The following is a 25,836-nucleotide window of genomic DNA, read 5'->3' as shown; positions in this document are numbered from 1 at the left end:
TGAAAATGGCGCTTGGTCTCGCTCCACGTCATCCTCGGGCCTGACCCGAGGATCTGCCAACGTTCAATAAAAATTAGACGTTGTAGATGCTCGGGACAAGCCCGAGCATGACGAAAGAACGAAATCTTGCGCCTGAATATCAGACGTTGCGAGACTGGACTATATCCGAAAGCAGACCGGCGGCAACCGTGAGGCGGGCGAGGTTTGTCTCGCCGCTATCGCTGAGGCCCCCTAGTTCCGAGACGATGCGGTTGACGCGGACGCGGTCTGCTGCATACCACGCCTGCACCGGGTTCTTCTCCTTGGCATGTTCCGTCAGCGCCGAGATGACGATGCGGCGGCGGGACGATGCGATCTGGTCCTGACTGCGCAGCAGGGCAAGGCTCTCATAGTGGTCCGCAGGCGTGACGCGCTGGCCTGCATCGAGCAGCCTTGCGACCCGGAAGGTTGCGGACACTGCGGCGTAGCTTTCGGCAGCGCGGGCAAGCGTGGTTTTTGCCTGTTCTGCAATCAGCATGATTTCCGGCACGTAAACCAGCAGCGAAAGCGTGCCGAGTTCTCGCACCAGTGCCGGTGCCACGCCGTCGATCTCGTTGATGCCAATCTCGTCCTGGAACTTCGTTGCTGCGGGCGAAAGCGTCTTGATCGCCACTTTCAAACGCTCGATTTCATCTGTCATAGAGCCGGCAGCGACGCTGCTCGTCTGGAGATAAAGCCGTGTGGCATCTGTGAAGATACGGGCGATAGTGGCGTAAAGTCCGTTCTGGACCTGACCGGAAATCTGGCCGTCCAGCTTGTCGATTTCGCTCCACAGGCGTTTCAGGCCAAAGCCATCTTCGACGATCATCGCTGCCTTGACGACAGCCGGAGCCAACAGACCGCTGGCATCCACCAGTTTTTGCACAAAGCCCGGACCGCCGCGATTGACCACCTGGTTGGCAAGGGATGTCGCAACGATTTCGCGGTGCAGGCGGTGGTTGGTGATGTCAGCCGCATAAGCTCTCTGCATCTTGCTTGGGAAATAATCCGTCAGAAGATGCTGGAGATAAGGCTCATCCGGCAGGGTGCTGGCCACCAGCGTATCGAACAGCGTGAGTTTTGCGTAAGATAGAAGCACGCCGATTTCTGGCCGGGTCAACGGCTTTCCGGCGGCGTAACGTTCGCTGAATTCCGCGTCGTTGGGTAGGGTTTCCACCTTGCGGTTCAACAGGCCAGCGGTTTCCATCGCGCTCATCAGGCGGCCAAGTTCCTCGCGGTTTTCCGTGCCACGACGCTCAGTCAGCGAAATGGCCAGTGACTGGAGGTAGTTGTTGCGCAGAACGAGTTGCGCCACTTCTGTTGTCATGGAGGCCAGAAGCTGGTTGCGCTTTGGCAAGGTCAGGCGTCCGTCATTGACGGGGGAGGCCAGTGCGATCTTGATATTGACCTCGACGTCTGAAGAATTGACACCTGCCGAGTTGTCGATGGCGTCCGAATTGCATCGTCCGCCCCCCAGCGCATAGGCAATACGCGCCTTCTGGGTGATGCCGAGGTTTGCACCTTCGCCGATGACCTTGGCACGAACCTCCGTTGCATTGATGCGGATCGGATCATTGGCGCGGTCGCCCACTTCGGCGTTGGTTTCCACCGCGGCCTTGACGTAAGTGCCGATGCCGCCGAACCACAAAAGATCGACGGGCGCTTTCAAAATCGCCGTCATGATTTCAAACGGCGTTGCCACGGCCTTATCAAGACCGATGGCGGCCATCGCTTCCGGTGTCAGCGTTACGGACTTTTCCGAGCGGGAAATGATCATCGCGCCTTTGGAAAGGGCAGCACCATCATAATCCTGCCAGCTGGAACGCGGCAGATCGAACAGGCGCTTGCGCTCCGCAAAGGACTTGTCGGTATCCGGTGTTGGATCGATGATAATATCGCGATGGTCGAAGGCGGCGATCAGTTCGATCTTTTCAGACAGCAGCATACCGTTGCCGAAAACGTCACCGGACATATCACCCACGCCGACCACCTTGAAAGGCGTCGTTTGAATGTCGGTGTCGATCTCGCGGAAGTGCCGCTTGACCGTTTCCCAGCCGCCGCGAGCGGTGATGCCCATTTTTTTATGGTCGTAACCGGCAGAGCCTCCAGATGCGAAGGCGTCATCCAGCCAGAAGCCTGCTTCGCGCGCCAAACCATTGGCGGTATCGGAGAACGTGGCCGTGCCCTTGTCGGCGGCGACGACGAAATACGGGTCATCGCCATCCAGCCGCAGGGTGTCTGCGGGCGGAATAATGTCATCGCCGACAATGTTGTCGGTGATAGAAAGCAGGGTGCGGATATAGGTCTTGTAGGCGTCCTTGCCCGCGTTGAAGACTTCATCGCGGTTGCCGCCAACCGGCAGGGTCTTCGGGAAGAAGCCGCCCTTGGCACCCACAGGCACGATCACCGCGTTCTTGACCTGCTGGGCTTTGACCAGTCCCAACACTTCCGTGCGGTAATCCTGTCCGCGATCCGACCAGCGAAGCCCGCCACGGGCGACCTTGCCAAAGCGCAGATGGACGCCTTCGACTTCCGTGCCGTACACGAAGATTTCGCGGAACGGGCGCGGGTCCGGCAGGCCATCAAGAAGTTTCGGATCGAACTTGAAGGCCAGCATGGCCTTGGTCGAACCATCGTCATTGCGCTGGAAATAATTGGTGCGCAGCGTCGAATCCACCGCGTTGACATAACGGCGTAGCGTGCGGTCCTCATCCAGATTGGGCACGCCGGATAGCGCCGTCTCAATGGCTTTGTGAATATCGGACAGCTTACGCAGGCGCGGCTTTTCGCCAAGCTTCGGATCGAAGCCATAAGCAAAAAGCTCGAAAATCTTCGTCGCGATGGTCGGGTATTTATAAAGAGTTTCGGAAATATGCTCCTGCGAATAGACGATGCCCGTCTGGCGCAGATAACGGGCATAGGCACGCAACACGGAGACTTCGCGAACGCTCAAGCCAGCCGCAAGGATCAGGCGGTTGAAATTGTCATTGTCCACCGTGCCATCGAAGGCCGCCAGAAATGCCTCCTCGAGCCGTGGACCGTTGGCCGCAAGGTCAAGCTTCACACCCTGCTGAACCTTGAGCTCCATGTCGTGCAGAACGATGGTGCGGGTTTCATCGCCAGACACCACGCCAACATCGAAGGTGCGTTCGCTGATGACGCTGAAACCGAGATTTTCGAGCAGTGGCACGCGGCGCGACAGCGGCAGATGGCCATCACGGTGGAAAATCTTCAGCGACAACACGCCGTCTGCCTGATCTGCGGTGCGATAGAACTCTATCCGCACCGGTTCACCGGCTGCGGTGGCAGCGATATCGGCAATATCACCAATGGCCTCTTCCGGCGTAAACGCTTCCTGATAGGCCTGATCGACATCCAGAACCGGGGAGCCGGGTTGCGACAGCGACACGAAATGGTCGATCCAGCGCGCGGCGATATCGCTGACGGCATCTTCCAGCTTGTCCTGCGCAACACGTGGCGTCTTGCCATTGGTGCGACCGACGATGAAGTGCACGCGGGCAACGGCACCTTCGGGGAAGGCGGGATAATAGGCGGAAATATGCCCGTCATAGACGCGGGCAAGGTAGTCGCCGATCTTTTCGCGGACGTAAGAATTGTATTCCTCACGCGGCACGAAAATGATGACGGACACGAAGCGGTCAAAACGGTCTATACGCGGCAGAACGCGCACGCGGGGGCGGTCGCTGAGTTCCATGATCTGTTCGATGAAGCGGATCAAAAGATCCTCTTCGATCTGGAAAAGATCGTCACGCGGATAGGATTCCAGCGTGTTTTGCAAAATGCGTCCGGAGTGGCTGTTTGGGTCGAAGCCGAAATGGTGCTCCACCTCGGCCACCTTGGCGCGCAGAAGCGGGATGCGCTTGACCGAATGGGTATAGGCCGTGGCCGTAAACAGGCCGACGATGCGCAGTTCACCGATGACATTGCCATCCGCATCGAAACGCTTGATGCCGATATAATCCATATAGGCGCGGCGGTGGACGGTGGATTTCACATTGGCTTTGGTGACAATCAGAAAGTCGGGGCCATCCAGAAACGCCAGAATTTCCGGCGTCGTCGTCACGGCATCCTTGCCAAGACGCAAGACACGTACATCGGGATCGCTGAGAATGCCAAGTCCGGTGCCTTCGCCACGCTCGACCTTCGCATCCTTGCCCTTGCCGGAATAGCTATATTCGCGCATGCCGAGGAAGGTGAAGTTGTCGTTGCGCAACCATTCCAGAAAGGCTTCTGCCTCGCTGCGTTCCGCTTTGCGACGGCTGGAGCCACGCTCCTTCAACTCCCCGAAGGCTTCGTCCAGTTTTGCGAGCATCGGCTTCCAGTCATCAAAGGCCCACTGGACCTGCGACAAAACGAAGCGGAGCCGCTTTTCCAGTGCTTCTGCCGCCTGTGGAGTGATTGGCGCGATGTGGATTTGGATAAGGCTGATATTGTCTTGCGGCGCATCCGTCTCGGGATCGGCAAGCCGATATCCGCCGACAGCATTCACGTCCGCAACCAGAATGGGGTGGACGGCAAGATAGAGGCCGCGATAGCTGCTGGTCACTTCCCCCATGATGGAATCGTAGAGGAACGGCATGTTCTGGCCGATAACGGTCAGAACAGACACGGGAATTTCGCGTGGCGTCACACCGTCGACATGGGCGATACCGATATGGGCGGTGTCTTTTTTCCAGCGCGAAAGCTCAAGCGCGGTGTGTTGCACCGCGACTGACAGCATTTCTGGAGAATAATGTTCTATATCGTCGGTGCTGGCACGACTGAAAATAGTATCCGGATCGATAAAAGGCTTGTTGGAGGCTTCCGCCAGTTTTCTGGATTTTTCGAGCTGTTTGTCGCGTTTTGGATTGTTTCGGTAGCCCATTTTGCCTTTTTTCCTTCAAAATGATGAGGGATTATTCCGGAAAATCGAAAAAATCGTCATTTCCATCAAATTCGAATCGGATATTGGCGCGGAATTGTGAATAGTTTAAGTGGCAATCAATGCTTTAAACGCCGATAAGAAATTTTATTCGATTTAAAAAGCAATTTCGTGCTTTATAGGCTTACTTTCCGAAGTATCGATTTGCTGACGGATGTTAACGTCTGAGAGACCCTATTGTGACGTCATAGTCACGGTAGAAGCAAATTATTGATTTCCACGTATTTTTGTGGTACACCATAAAAACTGATCCACAGCGTGGCATTTGCGTGCCCAAAAACACCACGAAAGCAACCCACCACTTGCACGCGGTTTCCGTGACATATCGATTGTTGTGTTATCGACCTGCGGGTTGCGAGATGAATTATTTTTGAGCGCACGTCTGTACCAGTACGAAGTTATCTGACGGTTTCCCCCGTCTCATCCGGGCCTGACCGACCCGACCCTCGGAGACCTCTCCGGGTGTACGTAACAGGGAGTTTTTAGAACGAATGACGACCCAGCAGAAAAAATCTCCAGCGCGTCACGGTTTCCGGACCGGCGAAGCGATCGTTTATCCCGCACATGGTGTCGGCACCATTTCGACAATTGAAGAACAGGAAGTTGCGGGCATGAAGCTCGAACTTTTCGTCATCGATTTCGAAAAGGACAAGATGCGCCTTAAGGTTCCTGTCGCCAAGGCTGTCACCATCGGCATGCGCAAACTGTCCGAAGGAGATTTCGTCGAGCGCGCACTGAAAGTTGTTCAGGGCAAGGCTCGTGTCAAGCGCACCATGTGGTCGCGTCGCGCACAGGAATATGATGCCAAGATCAATTCCGGCGATCTCATCGCCATTGCTGAAGTGGTGCGCGATCTTTACCGCGCCGAAAATCAGCCTGAGCAGTCCTATTCCGAGCGTCAGCTTTACGAAGCTGCCCTCGACCGCATGGCCCGCGAAATCGCTGCCGTGAACAAGATGTCCGATACGGAAGCCGTTCGCCTCATTGAGATCAATCTCAATAAGGGACCAAAGCGCGGCAAGACCGTTGAAGAAGACGACGCTCAGGACTCGCAAGACGACTCCCAGGACGAAGCGGCGTAAGCTTCCATCGTTCGATACTGTCAAAGAACCCGCCCGCCGAGGCGGGTTTTTTGTTTCTGCGCCAAACATGGCGGTTGTTTGTTATACGACTGTTATCGTTCCACCTCTGCGCAGAAACGGCAGCACCCGGCGCATGTCTCTTGGGTGCAGTGCCACGCATCCGGCAGTGGGTTCATAACCGGGCCGGATCATGTGCATAAAAATGGCTGAGCCGCGATTGCGTTTTCGCGACGTGATGTTCCAGTCCAGCACGAGGCAAACATCGTAAAGGCCGTCCTGCCGCTGCATTTCTTCGTGACTGGGTTTGAAGGGGGCTTTGACCAAACGGTTATAGTTGGGGCTATCCGGTGCATCGCACCAGAGCATCTTCGGCTGTGTACGATACATCGTCAGCGATGTTTGAAGCGAGGCCATTCGTTCACCGCGATGGAAGCCGTAGAGCAGGGGCAGGGTGGCAATGGGTGTTTTGCCATCGCCTTCACGTTTGAAGGCCGTGCGCCCGTTGCGGCCAATCGCGGCTTGAAATGTCAGGTGGCCGAGTTGCAGAAGCGCTCGGCTTTTGATGCGTGGTGCGGCGCGGACAATCAGCTTTGAAAGCATTTTTTGCGGTGTTTTTGTTTTAATCATCGCCATTTTCACGAGATTTTGCTTTGTAGGTGTTCCAACGTGACGTCATAGCACTTCGTTATCTGCTGACAAAGGGTTGACGTTGGCGCGTCAAACCGCTGAATTGGCTCATTAAAGAGTAGCATATTGATACCGCAAACCCGCTCTACACATTTGCGCGATATGCTTGATACACAATGAAAGGCTGAGAAATCCCATGACGGCCCGTACACTTCTTCTGGTAGACGACGACGACGATCTTCGCGAGACGCTTGCCGAGCAACTGTCTCCCTATGAAGAGTTTTCGCTTCTGACCGGCGCCAATGCCAACGCTGCGATCCAGACCGCAAAATCCACGCAGGTCGATCTTTTGATCATGGATGTCGGTTTGCCGGATATGGATGGGCGCGAGGCTGTGAAGCTTCTGCGCAAAAACGGCTTCAAAGCGCCGATCATTATGCTCACCGGCCACGACACGGACTCCGATACGATCCTGGGTCTGGAAGCTGGCGCGAATGATTATGTGACCAAGCCTTTTCGTTTCGCCGTGCTTCTGGCCCGCATTCGTGCGCAGTTGCGCCAGTATGAGCAGAGCGAGGATGCGGTCTTTACCGTCGGTCCTTACCAGTTCAAACCGAGCCAGAAATTGCTGACGACCGATGACGGAAAGAAAATCCGTCTGACCGAGAAAGAAGCGGCCATCATTCGTTATCTCTACCGCGCAGGCAGTGCGGTGGTGACCCGCGATGTGCTGCTGGAAGAGGTCTGGGGTTATAATTCCGGCGTCACAACGCACACGCTGGAAACCCACGTCTACCGTCTGCGCCAAAAGATTGAGCGGGATCCTTCGAATGCCGAGCTTCTCGTCACCGAGAATGGCGGCTACAAGATTGTTCCTTGATTGAAAATCTGACGGCGCGGCCCTTGTCTTGGCCGCGCGGTTGTTCGAGAACGTTTATAATTACGTTTCGGAGTTTCGAACGGCATGGCGTTAACGGACGATATTCAACTGCTGGCGCAGGTGCCCTTGTTTCAAGGGTTTACCGACGACCAGCTGCGTCTGGTCGCCTTTGGTGCCGAGCGGCGCAAAATTGCCGAGGGACAGGCGCTGTTTCGGGAACACTCCCCCGCCGAATGCGCTTTCGTCATCGCGCGCGGCGGCTTTGATCTTTATAGAGCCGGGCGTAGCGGCAAGGCTGAACTTCAGGCAAAGCCGGTGGCGGGCACGATGTTGTCGGAGCTTGCGCTTTTTACGCTGTGCGAGCGCAAATATACCGCTGTGGCGACGCAAGACTCCGAGGTTATCCGCATCACCCGCATTCTCTTCCATCGTATGATCGAAGAGTTTCCAGATGTTGCGGAGGTCGTCTTTGCACGCATACGCGATAACATCGCGTCTCTGGCCTCTGGAGCAACCGCGCTCCAGAGCCGTTTCTCCTAAACTTTAAAACTTGAAATGCGCCGTTACGGGGACGTGGTCGGATGGTCGGTTCCAGCCGCGGGCTTCGCGCAGGATGTCGATGCGCTCCAGCGATGGGCCGAGGTCTTGTGATGACCAGATGTGGTCCAGACGACGGCCACGGTCTGCGGCTTCCCAATCCTTGGCGCGGTAGCTCCACCAGGTGTAGATTTTCTCGCTGTCCGGCACGTTCAGGCGCATCAGATCGAGCCAGTTGCCCTTTTTCATGATCTCCAGCAGTCCTTCGGTCTCAACTGGCGTGTGGCTGACGATTTTCAGAAGCTGTTTGTGGGACCAGACATCGTTTTCCAGCGGGGCGATATTCAGATCACCGACGAGAATGGAGGACGTGCCGGGAACGCCGTCAGCGCTCAGTGCCTTCATCTCTTCGACGAAATCCAGCTTGTGCCCGAATTTCGGGTTGATGCTGCGGTCCGGCTCGTCGCCACCGGCAGGGACGTAGAAATTGTGCAGGCGAATTCTGCGCGAGCCGACCTGCACGATGCCGGAGATGTGGCGGGCATCGCCAATACCGCAATAATCCTGCCGGTGGTCTTCGGTCAGCGGCAGTTTCGACGCGATGGCAACGCCGTGATAGCCTTTTTGGCCGTGGATAATGATGTGCTCGTACCCCAAGGCTCTTAAGGGCTTGAGTGGAAACTCGCCATTCTGGCATTTCGTCTCCTGAAGGCAGATGACGTCGGGCTTGTAACGCACCAGAAACTGCTCGACGATTGGCATGCGCAGCCGCACCGAGTTGATGTTCCATGTGGTGATCGAAAAGGTCATGCCTGCGCTCCGTTGGTCCTTCAGGAAGGTTGGAGGCAGGCTTATCGCATCAGGCGGTCAACGGGAATCGTTTTCTCAACTTCATATCAACCGCGATTGCGGACTTCTTCATAATTGATGGCGAAGACCTTATCGTCCAGGGCAACGCCGGTCTGGACGTTGAAAATCATCACCGTTGTGTCCTTGTTCTGCGCGTCGGTGGTGGTCCACTGGCGGAGATCAAAGGTTTTCGGGTCGAACATCAGCGTGATGGTGCTATCGCCAAAAACGCTCTTGTCGCCCAGCACGATGGTGGTCAGGTCGGATTCCTGTTTGACGTCACGAACCTTCTGATTTCCCAGATCGATCTTATCCGACAACAGCAGGCTGAGTGGCGTTTTGGACAGGGGATACAAATCCCATGTTTTCAGCTTGTTGTTGCCAATGACGACATTCTTGCCATCGGAAATCACGCGCATGGGCGAGGGGTCTTCATAGTTGAAGCGCAGCTTGCCGGGGCGGGCGATATAAAACTTGCCGCCGGTCTGTTCACCACGCGGGCCGAACTGCACGAATTCACCCATCATGGTTTTGACGGATGAGAAGTGGTTGGCAATTTTCTGCGCGGTGGCAGTTTCGCCAGAGGCTTGTGCAAACGCGGACATCGGCTGGAGAGCGGCCATTGCTGCCGCTGCCGAAAACAGCGTAATCACGCCACGGCGCGTCATGTTGTTTTCCAAGCCAGAAGCCTTTGAGGAAACGACCGGAATATTCTTCTTCATTTTTTTCTCCTTTATCGCATTCCATATGTCAAAAAAACGCGGCGGCTTCATGACATAGAACATCTGTAATAACGCCAGAAACGTGGCTTGGTTGCTGAAGCTGCGCGGTATTCAGCAACCGAAGCAACGATTGGCTCTATTTATCAGTCCGACTCGGTTGGCACGAGAATTTCGCGTTTGCCGGCATGGTTGGCAGGGCCGATGATGCCTTCCTGCTCCATGCGTTCAATCAGCGATGCGGCGCGGTTATAACCGATGCCGAGGCGGCGCTGAACGTAGGAGGTGGATGCTTTTCCATCGCGCAGGACAACAGCCACAGCCTGGTCGTAAGGATCGTCGGATTCAGCCATATTGCCCGTGCCTGCGGGGCCGTCGCCGTCCTCCTGATCATCCTCTTCGGTGATGGATTCGAGGTATTCCGGCGATCCCTGTGTCTTCAGATAGGACACGATCTCTTCGACTTCATTATCGGACACGAATGGGCCGTGGACACGCTGGATACGGCCGCCGCCAGCCATATAGAGCATGTCGCCCATGCCGAGCAGCTGCTCCGCACCCTGTTCACCAAGGATGGTGCGGCTGTCGATCTTGGAGGTGACCTGGAAGGAAATGCGGGTCGGGAAGTTCGCCTTGATCGTACCGGTGATGACATCGACCGATGGGCGCTGGGTTGCCATGATGACGTGAATGCCAGCGGCTCGGGCCATCTGTGCCAAACGTTGCACCGCACCTTCGATATCCTTGCCGGCCACCATCATCAGGTCGGCCATTTCGTCGATGATGACAACGATGTAGGGCAAGGGCTTCAGGTCGAATTCTTCGGTTTCATACATGGCTTCGCCGGTCTGGCGGTCAAAGCCTGTCTGCACGGTGCGGGTCAGCACTTCGCCCTTATCCAACGCCTGCTGGACACGGGTGTTGAAGCCATCGATGTTGCGAACACCGATCTTCGACATTTTTTTGTAGCGCTCTTCCATCTCGCGCACTGTCCACTTCAGTGCGACGACAGCCTTTTTCGGATCGGTTACAACAGGGGAGAGCAGGTGCGGGATGCCGTCATAGATCGACAGTTCCAGCATCTTCGGGTCGATCATGATCAGGCGGCACTGTTCAGGCTTCAGGTGGTAGAGCAGGGACAGGATCATGGTGTTGATGGCAACGGATTTACCGGAGCCGGTGGTACCAGCCACCAGCAAATGCGGCATCTTTGCCAGATCGGCGATCACAGGTTCACCACCGATTGTCTTGCCGAGAGACATGGGCAGCTTGGCTTTTGTCGTCTCGAAATCGCGAGAGCCGATCATTTCGCGCAGATAAACGGTTTCGCGCGTCCGGTTCGGCAGTTCGATGCCGATGGCATTCCGGCCCGGCACCACGGCAACACGGGCAGCAATCGCGCTCATAGAGCGGGCGATATCGTCTGCCAGACCAATAACGCGGGAGGATTTGATGCCCGGTGCGGGTTCCAGTTCGTAGAGCGTAACCACAGGGCCGGGGCGAACATGGATGATTTCGCCTTTGACGCCGAAATCTTCCAGCACGCCTTCCAGCCTGCGGGCGTTCTGTTCCAGAACCTCGGCATTGAGTGTCGTGTCACGCACGACGCTTTTGGGTTCGGCCAGAAGGTGAATGGACGGCAGCTGGAAGCCATCCGGTTTGATGAACGAGGCCTGTGCATCGCGGGCCACACGCTCGCTTGGCTTGGGGCGTGGCGGTGGCGGTGTGATGCGGGTCTGGCCAGATGACGGGCGTGGAGAAAACGTTGTGTCGGTGGACAAGACGCCGTCTGGCACACGGTCTTCATCGTCCAAAGTTGGCTCTTCGTCGTCTGGCTCGTCTCCCATCGAGATGGGTGGTGGTGACATTTCGCGGCGCGCGCGTGCCTCTGCGCGTTCTTCGAAGGACGGTTCAGAGCGCTGATCCAGCCGGTTGATGGCGGTTTTCAGACGTGATGGCTCGTTCAGCGTGCCGAATTCATAATTGTTGAAGTCGTAAGGCTGCTCGAAGTCGTTGCGCAGGGATTTCGGTTTCATACCAAACAGGCGGCGGAAACGCGCCTGCGTGATGTACCAGTAATGGGCGATGGCACCGAAGGCGAGAAGGCTGCCAAAGAAACCGTCACCATCGTCCTCTTCATCATCCGGCTCTTGTACCTTCCGGGCCTTGCTGGGCGACGACGGCTGTTCCTGCACAATGTCGATTTCATCCGGTGTGCCGATAAGGCCGGATGCAAACAGCATGAACCATGCCGCAGGGACTGCGAAAATTGCGCCGAGAACTGTGGCGAAGGTGCCGGTGGGGTAGGCGCCGATGAAGAGAGCCGGGAAACGCAAGATCATGTCGCCGATAACGCCGCCGATGCCGTTCGGCAGTGGCCACGTCAGGGGTGCGGGAAAGCAGCCGAGCGATGCGGACGCGATAAACGCGCCGCTGATCCATGCGACTAGACGGGCGGGAACGCGGTTGAATTTGCGACCGGAGATCAGCCCGAACGCCCATGCCAGAATGGGCAGCATGGCGATGAGGGATGACAAGCCTAAAAACTGCATCATGATATCGGCAAAGCTTGCGCCGCTGTAACCGAGAAGGTTGGTGGGTTCGTTGCCGGTGGCATAGGACAGGCTTGGGTCGGCGACATTCCATGTTGCCAAGGCCGTGATGCCAAGCGCCAGGATTGCCAGCAGGCCAAAACCGCACAAAGCCAAAATCTGACGCACGACGAATGCCGTCAGTATGAAGCGGCTATCACGACCATCGAATGTCGGAGTATTCACTCTGTCCATGTCTTGAGCCCGTCGTTCCTTAGATCGTTTCGCATTTCCGGGCGGAAAAACGGTATTCCTTTTTCCTGAAAATGCTTTTGTTTCTTCCAAAATTACCCAAAGCGGTAATCGGGATGACAGGGCAAAATAACGGCTTGGTGGTTAATATGGCATTAACCATGCATCATTCTCTGCCGACAACGTAAACTATGTGCCCAAACAGCAAAAAGCCCGGCATTGCCGGGCTTTCCATTGCGCTTTGAATTGGTGAAGACGACGCTTACGAGTGGTAAGCGGCTTCGCCGTGCGATGCGAGGTCGAGACCTTCGCGTTCGGCTTCCACCGGGACGCGCAGACCAACGATCAGGTCGACGATCTTGTAGAGGATGACGGAGCCGATACCGGTCCACAGAAGCGTCACGACAACAGCCTGTGCCTGAACCAGAAACTGGCCGCTCATCGTCTGTTCGCCAGCGTAACCAACGCCGCCGAGCGATGCGCTTGCGAAGATGCCGGTCGCCAGAGCGCCGAAGATGCCGCCAACGCCGTGAACGCCGAAGACGTCTGCCGTGTCGTCATAACCGAACTTGTTCTTCACAACCGATACGAAGAAGTAGCACAGCGGGGAAACGAGCGCGCCCATAACGATGGCGCCCATCGGTCCAACGATACCGGCGGCAGGCGTGATGGCAACCAGACCTGCGATCATGCCGGAAGCGGCGCCCAGCATGGATGCTTTTCCGCGTGTGAAGCTTTCAACCACACACCACGACAGGATAGCCGCTGCCGTGGCAACGAAGGTGTTGACGGTTGCGAGCATCGCGCCGCTGGAGGCTTCGAGGTTGGAACCGGCGTTGAAGCCGAACCAGCCAACCCAGAGCATGGCTGCACCGACGTAGGTAAGTGTCATGGAGTGCGGCGCCATCATGTCCTTGCCGAAGCCAGTGCGCTTGCCAACCATGATTGCGCCGATCAGGCCAGCAACACCGGCGTTGATGTGAACAACCGTGCCGCCAGCGAAGTCGAGAGCGCCGAGGCCGAAGAGGTAGCCCTTTGCGTCCCACACCATGTGGGCGATCGGGAAGTAAACGAAGGTGACCCAGAGGATGCAGAACAGGACCGAAGCGGAGAACTTGATGCGTTCAGCAAACGCGCCGATGATCAGCGCCGGGGTGATGGCGGCGAATGTCATCTGGAACATCACGAAGATGTATTCAGGAATGACGACACCCTGCGAGAAGGTTGCCGCCGTGCTGTCCTTGGTGACGCCAGAGAGGAAGATCTTGGCAAAACCGCCAAAGAAAGGGCTTTCAGATCCGCCGAAGGCGAAAGAGTAACCATAAACGACCCAGATAATCATGACCGAAGCCGCGATGACCGTGCACTGCATCAGAACAGACAGCATGTTCTTGCTGCGGACCAGACCGCCGTAGAACAGGCCAAGGCCCGGTATGATCATGAAAAGCACGAGGATGGTGGCCAGGAACATAAAGGCGGTATCGCCCTTTTCAGGCACGGGCGCTGCGGCGGCGGCTGCAACAGCAGGTGCTGCGGCGTCCTGCGCAAAAGCAGCAATCGGGGCCAGAAGGGCCGCCGCACTGGCGCCAAGAGCGCTGAGTGTGGAAATTTTGTTGAATTGCATAGTGTGAGAACTCCCCTGTCAGCCGTGCTTAAAGCGCTTCTGTGTTGGTTTCGCCGGTACGGATGCGCACGGCCTGTTCAATCGAGTAGACGAAAATCTTGCCATCGCCGATCTGTCCGGTTTTTGCGGAGGCCGCGATAGCTTCGACGGCCTTCTCAACGAGGTCGGAAGCAACGGCGATTTCAATCTTCAACTTGGGAAGAAAGCTGACCGCGTATTCGGTGCCGCGATAAATTTCGGTATGTCCCTTCTGGCGCCCGTAACCCTTGACCTCGGTTACGGTCAGGCCCTGAATACCGACAGCGGTAAGTGCCTCGCGCACCTCGTCCAGCTTGAACGGCTTGATAATGGCCATCACAATTTTCATCTGGTTTCCCATCCTTTGTTTGTCCTCGGCACAGAGCCGAATCTCCTCGCCGCTGGCAGATCAGTAACAGCGACTTAACCGTTACATTCAAGGCGCGTGCCAGTTTAAAGGGTGGTTGGATAAGTTATTGAAAAGTAAAGGCTATAATAAATTCGTCCTTAAAATAGGCAGTCGTTTACGCGTTATGCGCGCAATTAATATGCAGATTTATAAAATCGCCTATTAATTAATCATTTGCTCTTTTGCGGATCAGGCCTTCCTGCGCCATGGACGCGACCAGCACGCCGTCACGGGTAAAAAGGCTGCCTCGTGTCAGTCCGCGGGCGCCCGAGGCGCTGGGACTATCCTGCGTGTACAGCAGCCAGTCATCCAGCTTGCAGGGGCGGTGAAACCACATGGCGTGGTCAAGGCTCGCGGCCTGAACGGCAGGGTCGAAAATGGTCGTGCCGTGGGCAAAAAGCGATGTGTCGAGCAGCGTCATATCGGAGAGATAGGCAAGGACCGCCGCTTGGTAATGACGATCATCCGGCACCTCGCCCACGGCTCTGACCCAGATATCCTGATGGGGATCGAGCTTTTCCTTCGAGATATAATGCGTGAGCGACACCGGACGGATTTCGATGGGGCGTTTGTTTTCCCAGTATTTGCGGATGGCGGGCGGTGCCTTGGCAAGAAATGCCTCCTGCATCTGGTCTTCGCTCAGCAACTGTTCGGGCTGAGGAACGTTCGGGATCGAAACCTGATGGTCGAAACCGCCTTCATCGATCTGGAACGACGCAGACATGGAGAAAATCGCATTGCCATGCTGGATGGCAACGATGCGTCGCGTGGCAAAACTCCCACCATCACGAATGCGGTCGACCTGATAGATGATCGGCACCAGCGGATCGCCCGGACGCATGAAATAGGCGTGCAGGGAATGAACGAAACGGTTGTTGTCCACCGTGCGCTGCGCTGCCATCAACGCCTGAGCGATGACCTGGCCGCCGAAAACCCGTTGCCAGCCCACCTGCGGGCTAACGCCGCGAAACAGGTTTTCCTCCAGCTTTTCAAGATCCAGCGTGGAAATGAGTTTTTCCATCGGAGCGGCGTTTTCGGTTGGGCGCGACATTTTCGACATGCTCCGGCTGTAGGAAGACTTGGATTGATGGTCTATAGTGCGGGCGTGATATTCACAAGAATGCAGGAGAAGACGCAATGCTTGATGTCGTGGTTGCCGGTGGCGGATATGTCGGGCTTGGCGTTGCGGTGGCCATCAAGCAGGCCGCTCCGCATCTCGATGTGCAGGTCATCGAAGCTGCACCGGAAGACGTCTGGAAAAAGGATATGCGCGCCTCGGCCATCATCGCCGCCGCCACGCGCATGTTGGAGGTCTTCGGTATCTGGCATGAGCTGGAGCCGGAAGCACAGCCGATCAAAAAAATGATCGTGACCGATTCGAAAACCTCCGATCCCGTACGCCCGGTTTTCCTGACATTCGATGGTGACGTGGCCGAAGGCCAGCCCTTTGCGCATATGGTGCCCAATGTCGCCATGGTGGGCGCGCTGCGTGGCCTCTGCGAACGGCTGGGCGTAACCATTCGCCATGGCTTGAGCGTTTCCGGTTTTGATGCGGGACATCAGAGCAATGTCGTGACGCTGTCTGACGGTTCCACGCTGGAAACACGATTGCTGGTGGCGTGTGATGGTGTGCGGTCTGCGCTGCGTGACATGGCCGGCATCAAGACTGTGCACTGGAAATACGACCAGTCCGGCATCGTCACCACGGTGGAGCATGAACGTGAGCATCACGGCTGCGCGGAAGAGCATTTCCTGCCGTCGGGTCCGTTCGCCATTCTGCCGCTCAAGGGCAACCGTTCGTCACTGGTGTGGACAGAACGCACGGCGGATGCCGACCGGCTGGTCGCATCCGACGATCTGGTGTTTGAGGAAGAGCTGGAGCGCCGTTTCGGCCATAAGCTCGGCCCTATCAAGCCGGTCGGCCCACGCCGCGCATTTCCGCTGGGGTTGACCTTGGCCCGCGCCTTTGTCGCCCCGCGTCTAGCGCTGGCAGGAGATGCCGCGCACGGTATTCACCCGATTTCGGGGCAGGGGCTTAATCTCGGCTTCAAGGATGTGGCGGCACTGGCCGAAACCATTGTCGAGGCGGATCGCCTTGGCCTCGATATCGGATCGCTGAATGTGCTGGAGCGTTACCAATCCTGGCGGCGTTTCGATACGGTGCGCATGGGCATCACCACCGATGTGCTGAACCGGCTGTTCTCCAACGATGTCGGGCCAATCCGTGTTGCGCGTGATCTTGGCCTTGGCATTGTGGACCGGATTCCGGGTCTGAAATCCTATTTCATCGGGCAGGCCGCAGGCACGTCCGAGAAAAATGGACCGCGATTGCTGGCCGGTTATCATCTCTGAAACGAGACGAGATCATTTTCATCGATTCACGATGTGGTGGCTCCAACCATCGCCCTGTCCACATATGGCCGTGAACAAAAGCTGAATCACAGCGAGTCAGTGATTCGTCGCCGATTCGTTCGCATCCTGTTCCAAATCTTCGAAATGGGTGCGTTGAACCGCAAAAATCATTGCTAAACCACCTTTCGCGCATTCCTTCCTTGCCTTTGGCCGTGGCGATTGCCATGTGTGAGGAAAGGCGCCGTCTCGTAACCTGCGAGGGCGTCGTGCAATAACCATTGAGTCGACCTCGCGGATAATACGTTGAATTCTCGCCCCATGATCTTGAGCGGCCGCGGTGTTACGGCCGTTCTCGGCCCGACCAATACCGGCAAGACGCACTATGCCATTGAGCGCATGGTTGCCTATGGAAGCGGTGTCATTGGCCTGCCTCTACGGTTGCTTGCCCGCGAGGTCTATACGCGCCTTGTGGAGAAGGTTGGCGCGCCCAATGTGGCGCTGATCACCGGCGAAGAGAAAATCACTCCACCCAAGGCCGTCTATTCCGTCTGCACCGTCGAGGCCATGCCGCGTGAAACCACGGCGGCGTTTGTCGCCATTGATGAAGTGCAACTGGCTGGCGATCTGGAACGCGGCCATATCTTTACGGATCGCATTCTGCACCTTCGAGGGCGTGAACAGACCCTGCTTCTGGGTGCTGGCACCATGCGGCCCATTCTGGAAAAGCTGCTGCCGGGCATTGTTGTTGTGGAGCGGCCACGGCTTTCGCAGCTGTTTTATGCCGGACAGAAAAAGATCACACGTCTTCCACGGCGCACGGCCATCGTTGCGTTTTCGGCTGATGAAGTTTACGCCATTGCCGAACTGGTGCGCCGCCAGCGCGGTGGGGCAGCCGTTGTTCTGGGTGCGCTGTCTCCGCGCACCCGCAATGCGCAAGTGGGGCTTTATCAGTCTGGCGACGTTGAATATCTGATCGCGACCGACGCCATTGGCATGGGTCTCAACCTCGATGTCGATCACGTTGCCTTTGCGCAGGATCGCAAATTTGACGGTTATCAATTCCGCAATCTGAATGCCGGTGAAATGGGCCAGATTGCCGGTCGTGCGGGTCGGCATTTGCGCGATGGCACGTTCGGCGTGACGGGACAGGTTGATCCGTTTGACGATGAACTGGTTCACCGAGTCGAATCGCACCAGTTCGATGCGGTCAAAGTGCTGCAATGGCGCACCAAGAATTTCGACTATTCGTCCATCGGCAACTTGCGGGCAAGCCTTGATACGGCCCCGACGGTGCAGGGACTGACCCGTGCTTTGCCTGCAATCGACCAACAGGCGCTGGAACACCTTGCGCGTTACCCGGAAATCGTGGACATAACCACCAACGCTGCGCGTGTGGAGAAGTTGTGGGAAGCATGTGCGCTTCCCGATTACCGCCGCATCGCGCCCGCACAACATGCGGATTTGATTTCGACACTTTACTTCGACCTCGTCAAACGCGGTGCGGTTAACGAGGATTTCATGGCCGAACAGGTGCGGCGGGCGGACCGCACGGACGGAGAGATCGATACGCTTTCTGCAAGGATTGCGCAGATCAGAACATGGACGTATGTATCTAACCGCCCAGGATGGCTTGCCGATCCGACACACTGGCAAGAAAAGACTCGGGAAATCGAAGATCGATTGTCCGATGCTTTACATGAAAGGTTGACGAAACGCTTTGTTGATCGCAGGACATCTGTGCTCATGAGGCGCCTAAGAGAGAATGCGATGCTTGAAGCTGAAATCAGTGTGAATGGTGATGTCTTTGTTGAAGGACATCATGTCGGCCAGTTGGCTGGATTCCGGTTTACGCCGGTTGCAGGAGCCGAAGGGCCAGATGCCAAGGCGGTGCAGGGAGCAGCGCAGAAAGCGCTTGCGCTGGAATATGAGGCGCGTGCTGCGCGTCTTCATGCCAGTGGCAATGGCGATCTTGCGTTAAGCTCGGACGGCCTGGTCCGCTGGTTGGGAGAGCCCGTCGCTCGTCTGACCTCCGGCGATAATATCATGAAGCCGCGTGTCATCATGCTTGCCGACGAACAGTTGAGCGGCAATGCGCGTGATCATGCGGTTGCCCGCATCGAGCGTTTTGTGAACCACCAGATTGCCACTGTGCTAAAGCCGCTGGACGATATTTCCCGCGCCGAAGACCTTCAGGGTCTGGCGAAGGGGCTGGCGTTCCAGATCGTGGAAAATCTTGGTGTTCTGTTTCGCCGCGACGTCACCGAAGAGGTGAAGACGCTGGATCAGGATGCACGCGCCTCTATGCGTCGTTACGGCATTCGCTTCGGCGCTTACCACGTCTTTTTGCCAGCACTGCTGAAGCCAGCACCTGCGGAACTCGTGACGCTGCTCTGGGCCTTGAAGAATGATGGTCTTGGAAAGCCGGGTTACGGCGATCTCATTCCCGTTCTGGCTGCCGGTCGCACCTCGGTTGTGACCGATCCAAGCTTCGAGCGCACGTTCTACAAGCTGGCCGGTTTCCGGTTCCTTGGCAAACGCGCTGTTCGTATCGACATTCTGGAACGTCTTGCAGACCTCATCCGTCCGCTGTTGCAGTGGAAGCCTGGCACACAGCCGCGCCCGGAAGGTGCCTATGACGGTCGCCGTTTCACCACGACAACCGCGATGCTTTCCATTCTCGGCGCAACGCTGGATGACATGGAAGAAATCCTCAAAGGTCTGGGCTACCGCGCCGATCAGGTAACGGCTGAAGAGGCCGCTGCTTTCCTTGGTGGCCCGACGACTGATGCCGCCAAGACCGAGACGGTTGATGCGGCACCCGCTGAAGACGCCACGCATGACGATGCTGATGCAGAGGCGACTTCGCAAGAAGCAGCTCTTGCGGAAGCTGTTGTTGAAGCATCTGCCGAAGTACAGGCAGAAGAAGCGCCGGTTGCGGAAGCGGCACCTGTCGAAGCTGCCGAGCCGAAGCCGGTTCTCCTGTGGCGTCCGGGTGGTCGCAACGACAACCAGCGCAGCGATGTCAGGCGTCCCGGCAATCGCAACGGCGAAAACCGTGGCCAGGGCGAACGCCGTGCCGAAGGTGGCGAAGATCGTCCTGCTCAGCCACGCGGCAATCGGGATGGTGCCAATCGTGACGGTGCTAAGCGTGAGGGCGACCGCAAGCGCGAGGGCGGCGGACGTCCGGATCGCAACGCAAACAACAACCGCAACGATCGTCCTGATCGCGGCGAGCGCAAGGATCGCCCGGAGCGCAATGACCGTGGTGGCAAGCCACAGGGTCAGCAGCGTTTCGAAGCAAAGCCACCGCGCAAGGAGAAGCCGCTTGACCCGGATTCACCTTTCGCAAAGCTCGCTGCTCTGAAGGAACAGCTGAAGAAATAACGGTAAAGCCTCCTGCTTAGTTGAAAAGCAGGAGGCTTTACCTCTTTTGTTCTAACGCATGTCCGGACGGAAAACCGCGACGCACTTTTCCTGGAAATGCTCGATGGGCGAGAAGAACCAGCCACATGACGCAGCGCGCCAGCGCCTCGACAAGTGGCTGTTCTTCGCCCGTATGGCAAAATCCCGTTCCGTCGCCCAAGCCTATATTCAATCAGGCAAAGTGGCGGTCAACGGCAGCAGCGTTCGCCAGTCCAGTCACATGGTGAAGGTGGGCGACAAGCTCGAACTGTCTTTCGAGCGTATGGACCGCACTCTCGTGGTCAAGGCATCCGGCGAACGTCGCGGACCTTACGAGGAAGCCAAGCTTCTTTATGATGACCTCACACCACCGCGGGAGCCAAGCGACCTTATGACGCCGCTGGAACAGGCGATGCGTGAACCGGGCAGCGGACGCCCCACCAAAAAAGAACGGCGCGCACTCGATAGGTTCATCTCCGACAGTGGTGAAGGTTTCGAATAGCGTCGATCGCGAAAAAGTGTTGGTTGTTTCGTGTTAATGGTATGCTTAAAACGGCGCGCCGAAGCTAATATGAAAGACATCTGCCCGCTTTGGAATAAACCACTCAGATGAGCCTGTTTTTCAGGATTGTTTATCCTTGCTATCTTGTGGCAAAGGCATTACGTCACTTGCAAAAATGCCCTGTCTGAATTCCGGGCGACGGCTTGTGTTCCGAAGCCCTGCAACCCGGCCCGCATATTCTGGAGTCCATCATGACGTATGTCGTGACCGATAACTGCATTCGCTGCAAATATACCGACTGTGTTGAAGTTTGCCCCGTTGATTGTTTCTATGAGGGCGAGAATTTTCTGGCGATCAATCCCGATGAGTGCATCGATTGTGGTGTCTGCGAACCTGAATGTCCTGCCGAGGCCATCAAGCCCGACACGGAACCAGGTCTCGACAAATGGCTGACCCTCAACGCCGAATATGCCGCGATCTGGCCCAACATCACCATCAAGCGTGATGCCATGGACGAAGCCAAGGAAATGGACGGCGTCACAGGCAAGCTGGAGCTTTATTTCTCCGCAGAGCCCGGCAAGGGTGACTGATTTTCCTTTTTGACTTCGTCATCCCGGACTTGATCCGGGATCCAGTTCGATCAAGTCCTTGATCGAAAAAGACTCTTTCGCACCGCAGACGCGGCGCTGCTGGATGCCGGATCAAGTCCGGCAAGACGGAAGAGATAACTGAGCCTCCCGGCATGTGCTGCGGTGGCTTTTTATAGGGTGGATAAAGCTACTGCCCGCGACCGGACTGCAAAGTCGTCGCCAGCAGCGTCATCAAGGCCACACTTTCCTCCAGGCTTTGCCGCTGACGGCTTTGGAGGACTGCTGCCTGCAATCGGTTCATCTCACGCGCAATCGCTGCTGGCTGCCATGTACGCAGCGCGCGTTCGATGACGGGTTTGCGGCGGAAGTGGACACCGCGTCCCAGCGTCTGCATGACCTGACCGGCCTGCAATTTCTTCTCATCCATTTCAGCCCGCATCTGGTCCAGCAACTGGAATTGCCGCAGGCAACCTTGCAGCACCAGAAAGATCGGCGTCTTCGATGCGATGATCTTTTGCGTTGCGTGGAAAAACGCATTGCGATCGCCCTTGAGAATGGCATCCACCGCATCATCGGCAGACACCGTGCTGGCATCGCCGATGATCGCCAGCACATCCTCTTCTTCGATGACGTCTCGCCCTTTGCAATACAGTGCGAGTTTGCGTACTTCATTGCGTGACGCAATGCGATCGCCGCCGAGCGATTCGCTCAGTCTTTGGCGGGCTGCTGGCGCGATACGGAGGTTTTCGGTTGAAAGCTCCTGATCGATCAGCGCGTTCAATGCGCGAGCATCATCGGCGTAGCAGGGAATGGCGGCGATGGATCGCGAAGGTTCGGCAATCTTGCGAAGGCCGGTGCCTTTCTTCAGGTCACCCGCTTCGATAATCAGAAAGCTGGCTTCCGGCGGTTTGTCTGACAGAATTTGCAGTGCGTCCACCAACGCTTTTTCGTTGGCAGCCCCCTTAACCCAGACCAGCTTTTCACCACCGAACAGGCCTATGGAGTTGATTTCATCCAGCAATCGCCCCGGATCGCCTTGCAGATCGGAAGCCGTCATCTTCAACGATGCGAAGGCATCGTTGGGGTCGATATCGGTCTTGGACGCAATCAGCGAAGCACGCTCGGACACAAGGCCGCGATCTGGCCCATAAAGCACGAAAACACGAAAACGCTCCGCCGGTTTCTCGGCGAAGCGTTCGAATTCATGGGATTTTATTTCCGTCATCAGCCAGTGTCTTAGCGGCTGAGCGTGGCGGCGATATCCGTGCGGATGATCTCGGCAAGCTCTCGTGCAGCGCGGTTTTCACCATCACGAATGGCGCGAATCTTGGCGAATTCCTGCTGTGGCAGATCGAGCATGGCGGTCACGACGCGCGTTGCGGCGCGCAGAACCTGACCATCCGAAATCCGTGTCAGCACATATTTGCCGGTCATCGTCACGCGACCCGGAAAGGGGCCGTCATAGTTGTTCTTGGCGACCGACAGGCTGGTGTCGTTGGTAACTTCCGTCGATGTCGCGCTGGACTTCACGATCAACTTGACCTCGTAATCCTTGGTCGCCGGAGCGCCAGCGCCGCCGTAAGTGAGGAACACAAGGTGGTTGCGAACTTCCTGCGTGATCCGGTCGTTGGCCGACGCGAAGTTTACGGTTTCAAGCTTCTGGCGCGTGCCGGAGGCCTCGCCATAAAGCGGACGCACCTGGCAGCCTGCAAGAAGACCAGCGAACAGAACGACAGAAATTGCGGCAGCTAAGCGGCCCCATCTGGAATAGGCATCAGACAACAATGTTCACAATCCTTTGTGGAACCACGATGATCTTTTTCGGCTCGCCCCCGGCCAGCGCAGCTTTCACGGCATCGAGTTCGAGAACTGCCGCGCGGACGGTATCTTGATCTGCATCACGCGCGATTGTCAATTCGCCACGCTTCTTGCCATTGATCTGAACCGGCATCACGACGTCATTTTCCTCGATGAGTGCAGGCACAAATACCGGCCATGCGCTTTGTGCAACAAGACCTTCATTGCCCAAAGCTGTCCAGCATTCCTCTGCCAGATGCGGGGTCATCGGTGCAATCAAACACACCAGAATTTCAGCGGCATCACGGGCAGCAGCCTTCACATCGTCCGGCTTGCCACCGTTTGCGACGTCGGCAAAGGGACCGGCCAGCGTGTTGACCAGTTCATAGATGCGCGCAATCGCCTTGTTGAAGGCCAGTTTGTCCAGATCGTCCTGAACCGCTTTCAGCGTTTTGTGGGCGGCCTTGGACACGACCAAGCCTTCGCCCTGCAAAGCTGGAGCAGGCTTGACGGTCTTCAATTCTTCGGCGGCTTCACCAACGATACGCCAGACGCGCTGCACGAAACGATGCGCGCCTTCCACGCCAGCTTCCGACCAGATCACGTCACGGTCAGGTGGGCTGTCGGACAGAACGAAGAAGCGTGCGGTATCGGCGCCGTAGGATGCGATGATATCGTCCGGGTCGACGACGTTCTTTTTCGACTTCGACATTTTTTCGATGGAGCCGATCTGCACTTCATCACCGCCAGACAGCAGGAAAGCGCGGCGCTTGCCATCGGTTTCTTCAATGCGAATATCCGCAGGCACGACCCATTGGCCGTTCTGGCCTTCGCCGAGACGGTATGTTTCGTGCACGACCATGCCCTGCGTGAACAGGCCCTTGAAAGGCTCCTTCACGTCCACATGGCCGGTTGCCTTCATCGCTCTAGTAAAGAAACGCGAGTAGAGCAGATGCAGGATCGCGTGTTCGATGCCGCCGATATATTGATCCACCGGCAACCAGTGGCTGGCCACCTTCGGATCGGTCGGGTTGTCTTCCCACGGCGCTGTGAAGCGGGTGAAATACCAGCTCGAATCCACGAACGTATCCATCGTGTCGGTTTCACGCCGTGCAGCATGGCCGCATTGCGGGCAGGAAACGTGCCGCCATGTGGGGTGGCGGTCCAGCGGATTGCCGGGCACATCGAAGGTCACGTCATCCGGCAGCTTGACCGGCAAGTCCTTCTTTGGAACCGGCACAACGCCGCAGACTTCGCAATGGATGACCGGGATCGGGCAACCCCAATAACGCTGGCGGGAAATGCCCCAGTCGCGCAGACGGAAGTTGACCTTACGCTCCGCCTGCGGCTCGTTGCCCAGCGTTTGCGCTGCCAGTTTCGAAACGACAGCTTCAAAGGCGTCCGTGGTCGTCAGCCCATTCAGGAACTGCGAATTGATCATCACGCCGTCATCGACGTAGGCCACATCGCCAACCGAAAATGTCTCTGCGTTTTCGCCTTCCGGCATCACCACGGCAACAACCGGCAAATCATATTTGCGGGCAAAATCCAGATCGCGCTGATCTCCCGACGGGCAACCGAAAATCGCGCCGGTGCCATAGTCCATCAGCACGAAATTGGCGATGTAAACCGGCACTTCCCAGGATGGGTCGAGCGGATGCTGAACCTTGACGCCGGTGTCGAAACCGCGCTTTTCGGCTGTTTCAAGGGCTGCCAACGAGGTGCCCTGACGGCGGCATTCGTCGCAGAACTCGGCCAGTTCAGCGTTGTTCTCAGACAGCTTTTTCGCCAGCGGATGGTCCGCCGCGATGGCCAAGAACGATGCGCCGAACAGCGTGTCCGGGCGTGTCGTGTAAACGGTGATATCGTCGAAACCGGCAGGTGCCGTAGAGGCAACCGTCTGCCAGCGCAGTGACAGGCCTTCCGATTTGCCGATCCAGTTTTTCTGCATCAGGCGGACTTTTTCCGGCCACTGGTCCAACTGGTCCAGTTCATCCAGCAAATCCTGGCTAAAATCGGTGATGCGGAAGAACCATTGCGTCAACTCACGCTGTTCCACCAGGGCGCCGGAGCGCCAGCCGCGACCATCGATCACCTGCTCATTGGCCAGAACCGTGTGGTCGACCGGGTCCCAGTTGACCTTGGACTGCTTGCGGTAAACCAGCCCCTTTTCCATGAAATCGATGAACAGCGCCTGCTGCTTGCTGTAATATTCCACGTCGCAGGTCGCAAATTCACGGGTCCAGTCCAAAGACAAACCCATGGATTTCAACTGGCCGCGCATGGTGGCGATGTTCTGGTAGGTCCAGTCTTTCGGGTGAACCTTGTTCTGCATGGCGGCATTTTCCGCAGGCATACCAAACGCGTCCCAACCCATAGGGTGCAGAACGTTATAACCGCGGGCGCGTTTGTAACGCGCCACAACGTCACCCATGGCATAATTGCGCACATGGCCCATGTGGATGCGGCCAGATGGATACGGGAACATCTCTAGAACGTAATATTTCTCGCGCGGATCGCTGTTGTCGGTCACGAAGACGTTGTCTTCGTTCCATTTTTGCTGCCAGCGCGGCTCGGCGTCGCGAGGATTATAACGTTCGATGGCCATACTTCTGAAATCCGGGTATCGAGGGGAAAATTTGCGCTGACCTTCACCATGAAACGGCCTAGGCGTCAAGTTAGTGGGGCTTTGGTGGGTGCAATCT

General features: G+C 56.8%; 18 protein-coding genes. 7 read left to right on the top strand and 11 right to left on the bottom strand.

Going from position 1 to position 25,836, the window contains the following annotated elements; genetic code table 11:
- Positions 1–139: 139 nt before the first annotated feature.
- A complete protein-coding gene (locus RMR16_RS12890) occupies positions 140–4,903 on the bottom strand; it encodes an NAD-glutamate dehydrogenase (protein ID WP_320201107.1) in 4,764 nt (1,587 codons plus the stop codon).
- A gap of 548 nt (positions 4,904–5,451) precedes the next feature.
- On the opposite strand from RMR16_RS12890, the gene RMR16_RS12885 reads away from it, so the two are divergent.
- Entirely contained in the window at positions 5,452–6,042 is a 591-nt protein-coding gene (locus RMR16_RS12885; protein WP_320201108.1) for a CarD family transcriptional regulator, read from the top strand.
- A gap of 81 nt (positions 6,043–6,123) precedes the next feature.
- On the opposite strand, the gene RMR16_RS12880 is transcribed toward RMR16_RS12885, so the two are convergent.
- Complete coding sequence (locus RMR16_RS12880; protein ID WP_320201109.1) at positions 6,124–6,669, bottom strand: L,D-transpeptidase family protein; 546 nt, start codon at positions 6,667–6,669, stop codon at positions 6,124–6,126.
- A gap of 196 nt (positions 6,670–6,865) precedes the next feature.
- On the opposite strand from RMR16_RS12880, the gene RMR16_RS12875 reads away from it, so the two are divergent.
- Both RMR16_RS12875 and RMR16_RS12870 read left to right on the top strand, forming a co-directional pair.
- The gene (locus tag RMR16_RS12875) at positions 6,866–7,549 is read left to right on the top strand and encodes a response regulator transcription factor (protein WP_320201110.1); all 684 of its coding nucleotides are present in this window, start codon (positions 6,866–6,868) and stop codon (positions 7,547–7,549) included.
- A gap of 84 nt (positions 7,550–7,633) precedes the next feature.
- Positions 7,634–8,089 carry a cyclic nucleotide-binding domain-containing protein gene (locus RMR16_RS12870; protein WP_320201111.1) on the top strand — a complete coding sequence of 152 codons (456 nt, stop codon included), beginning with the start codon at positions 7,634–7,636 and terminating at the stop codon, positions 8,087–8,089.
- A gap of 3 nt (positions 8,090–8,092) precedes the next feature.
- Here RMR16_RS12870 and RMR16_RS12865 read toward each other — a convergent pair whose 3' ends face one another.
- The 6 genes from RMR16_RS12865 to tesB all read right to left on the bottom strand — a co-directional run bounded on the left by RMR16_RS12865 (position 8,093) and on the right by tesB (position 15,539).
- Positions 8,093–8,896, bottom strand: a complete 804-nt coding sequence (locus RMR16_RS12865; protein ID WP_320201112.1) for an exodeoxyribonuclease III — start codon at positions 8,894–8,896, stop codon at positions 8,093–8,095.
- An 86-nt stretch (positions 8,897–8,982) separates the two neighbouring features.
- Complete coding sequence (locus RMR16_RS12860) at positions 8,983–9,657, bottom strand: outer membrane lipoprotein carrier protein LolA (protein WP_320201113.1); 675 nt, start codon at positions 9,655–9,657, stop codon at positions 8,983–8,985.
- A gap of 143 nt (positions 9,658–9,800) precedes the next feature.
- Positions 9,801–12,440 (bottom strand): DNA translocase FtsK, encoded by a 2,640-nt coding sequence (locus RMR16_RS12855; RefSeq protein ID WP_320201114.1) that lies wholly within the window; start codon positions 12,438–12,440, stop codon positions 9,801–9,803.
- A gap of 259 nt (positions 12,441–12,699) precedes the next feature.
- Positions 12,700–14,061: an ammonium transporter gene (locus tag RMR16_RS12850; protein ID WP_320201115.1), complete on the bottom strand. Its 1,362-nt coding sequence runs from the start codon at positions 14,059–14,061 to the stop codon at positions 12,700–12,702.
- Positions 14,062–14,089: 28 nt separating this feature from the next.
- A complete protein-coding gene (locus RMR16_RS12845) occupies positions 14,090–14,440 on the bottom strand; it encodes a P-II family nitrogen regulator (protein WP_042615577.1) in 351 nt (116 codons plus the stop codon).
- Between the two features lie 214 nt (positions 14,441–14,654).
- Positions 14,655–15,539 carry an acyl-CoA thioesterase II gene (tesB, locus tag RMR16_RS12840; protein WP_320201116.1) on the bottom strand — a complete coding sequence of 295 codons (885 nt, stop codon included), beginning with the start codon at positions 15,537–15,539 and terminating at the stop codon, positions 14,655–14,657.
- Between the two features lie 86 nt (positions 15,540–15,625).
- On the opposite strand from tesB, the gene RMR16_RS12835 reads away from it, so the two are divergent.
- The 4 genes from RMR16_RS12835 to fdxA all read left to right on the top strand — a co-directional run bounded on the left by RMR16_RS12835 (position 15,626) and on the right by fdxA (position 21,334).
- Positions 15,626–16,840, top strand: coding sequence for a ubiquinone biosynthesis hydroxylase (locus tag RMR16_RS12835; RefSeq protein WP_432353735.1), 1,215 nt, complete (start codon positions 15,626–15,628; stop codon positions 16,838–16,840).
- Positions 16,841–17,158: 318 nt separating this feature from the next.
- Positions 17,159–20,224, top strand: a complete 3,066-nt coding sequence (locus tag RMR16_RS12830) for a helicase-related protein (RefSeq protein ID WP_320201117.1) — start codon at positions 17,159–17,161, stop codon at positions 20,222–20,224.
- A 103-nt stretch (positions 20,225–20,327) separates the two neighbouring features.
- Entirely contained in the window at positions 20,328–20,744 is a 417-nt protein-coding gene (locus RMR16_RS12825; RefSeq protein WP_320201118.1) for an RNA-binding S4 domain-containing protein, read from the top strand.
- 251 nt (positions 20,745–20,995) lie between these two features.
- Positions 20,996–21,334 (top strand): ferredoxin FdxA, encoded by a 339-nt coding sequence (gene fdxA / locus RMR16_RS12820; protein ID WP_320201119.1) that lies wholly within the window; start codon positions 20,996–20,998, stop codon positions 21,332–21,334.
- 187 nt (positions 21,335–21,521) lie between these two features.
- Here fdxA and holA read toward each other — a convergent pair whose 3' ends face one another.
- From holA to leuS, 3 genes are read right to left on the bottom strand one after another with little or no spacing between them, the layout of a single operon-like run.
- Positions 21,522–22,559: a DNA polymerase III subunit delta gene (gene holA, locus RMR16_RS12815; RefSeq protein WP_320201120.1), complete on the bottom strand. Its 1,038-nt coding sequence runs from the start codon at positions 22,557–22,559 to the stop codon at positions 21,522–21,524.
- Between the two features lie 11 nt (positions 22,560–22,570).
- Positions 22,571–23,119, bottom strand: coding sequence for an LPS assembly lipoprotein LptE (locus RMR16_RS12810; protein ID WP_320201121.1), 549 nt, complete (start codon positions 23,117–23,119; stop codon positions 22,571–22,573).
- Positions 23,109–25,739 carry a leucine--tRNA ligase gene (leuS, locus tag RMR16_RS12805; RefSeq protein ID WP_320201122.1) on the bottom strand — a complete coding sequence of 877 codons (2,631 nt, stop codon included), beginning with the start codon at positions 25,737–25,739 and terminating at the stop codon, positions 23,109–23,111. The genes RMR16_RS12810 and leuS overlap by 11 nt, the downstream gene beginning before the upstream one ends.
- Between the last annotated feature and the right edge of the window lie 97 nt (positions 25,740–25,836).

Source organism: Agrobacterium sp. rho-13.3 (assembly GCF_033957765.2).
In the GTDB taxonomy this organism is placed as follows: domain Bacteria; phylum Pseudomonadota; class Alphaproteobacteria; order Rhizobiales; family Rhizobiaceae; genus Agrobacterium.
Note: the sequence above shows the minus strand (reverse complement) of the source record. Positions and strands in the feature narration are given on the sequence as shown.

Coding starts and splice junctions, on each gene's coding strand:
- RMR16_RS12890 (WP_320201107.1), bottom strand. CDS start 4,903: ATGGGCTACCGAAACAATCCAAAACGCGACAAACAGCTCGAAAAATCC.
- RMR16_RS12885 (WP_320201108.1), top strand. CDS start 5,452: ATGACGACCCAGCAGAAAAAATCTCCAGCGCGTCACGGTTTCCGGACC.
- RMR16_RS12880 (WP_320201109.1), bottom strand. CDS start 6,669: ATGATTAAAACAAAAACACCGCAAAAAATGCTTTCAAAGCTGATTGTC.
- RMR16_RS12875 (WP_320201110.1), top strand. CDS start 6,866: ATGACGGCCCGTACACTTCTTCTGGTAGACGACGACGACGATCTTCGC.
- RMR16_RS12870 (WP_320201111.1), top strand. CDS start 7,634: ATGGCGTTAACGGACGATATTCAACTGCTGGCGCAGGTGCCCTTGTTT.
- RMR16_RS12865 (WP_320201112.1), bottom strand. CDS start 8,896: ATGACCTTTTCGATCACCACATGGAACATCAACTCGGTGCGGCTGCGC.
- RMR16_RS12860 (WP_320201113.1), bottom strand. CDS start 9,657: ATGAAGAAGAATATTCCGGTCGTTTCCTCAAAGGCTTCTGGCTTGGAA.
- RMR16_RS12855 (WP_320201114.1), bottom strand. CDS start 12,440: ATGGACAGAGTGAATACTCCGACATTCGATGGTCGTGATAGCCGCTTC.
- RMR16_RS12850 (WP_320201115.1), bottom strand. CDS start 14,061: ATGCAATTCAACAAAATTTCCACACTCAGCGCTCTTGGCGCCAGTGCG.
- RMR16_RS12845 (WP_042615577.1), bottom strand. CDS start 14,440: ATGGGAAACCAGATGAAAATTGTGATGGCCATTATCAAGCCGTTCAAG.
- tesB (WP_320201116.1), bottom strand. CDS start 15,539: ATGTCGCGCCCAACCGAAAACGCCGCTCCGATGGAAAAACTCATTTCC.
- RMR16_RS12835 (WP_432353735.1), top strand. CDS start 15,626: ATGCTTGATGTCGTGGTTGCCGGTGGCGGATATGTCGGGCTTGGCGTT.
- RMR16_RS12830 (WP_320201117.1), top strand. CDS start 17,159: ATGATCTTGAGCGGCCGCGGTGTTACGGCCGTTCTCGGCCCGACCAAT.
- RMR16_RS12825 (WP_320201118.1), top strand. CDS start 20,328: ATGGGCGAGAAGAACCAGCCACATGACGCAGCGCGCCAGCGCCTCGAC.
- fdxA (WP_320201119.1), top strand. CDS start 20,996: ATGACGTATGTCGTGACCGATAACTGCATTCGCTGCAAATATACCGAC.
- holA (WP_320201120.1), bottom strand. CDS start 22,559: ATGACGGAAATAAAATCCCATGAATTCGAACGCTTCGCCGAGAAACCG.
- leuS (WP_320201122.1), bottom strand. CDS start 25,739: ATGGCCATCGAACGTTATAATCCTCGCGACGCCGAGCCGCGCTGGCAG.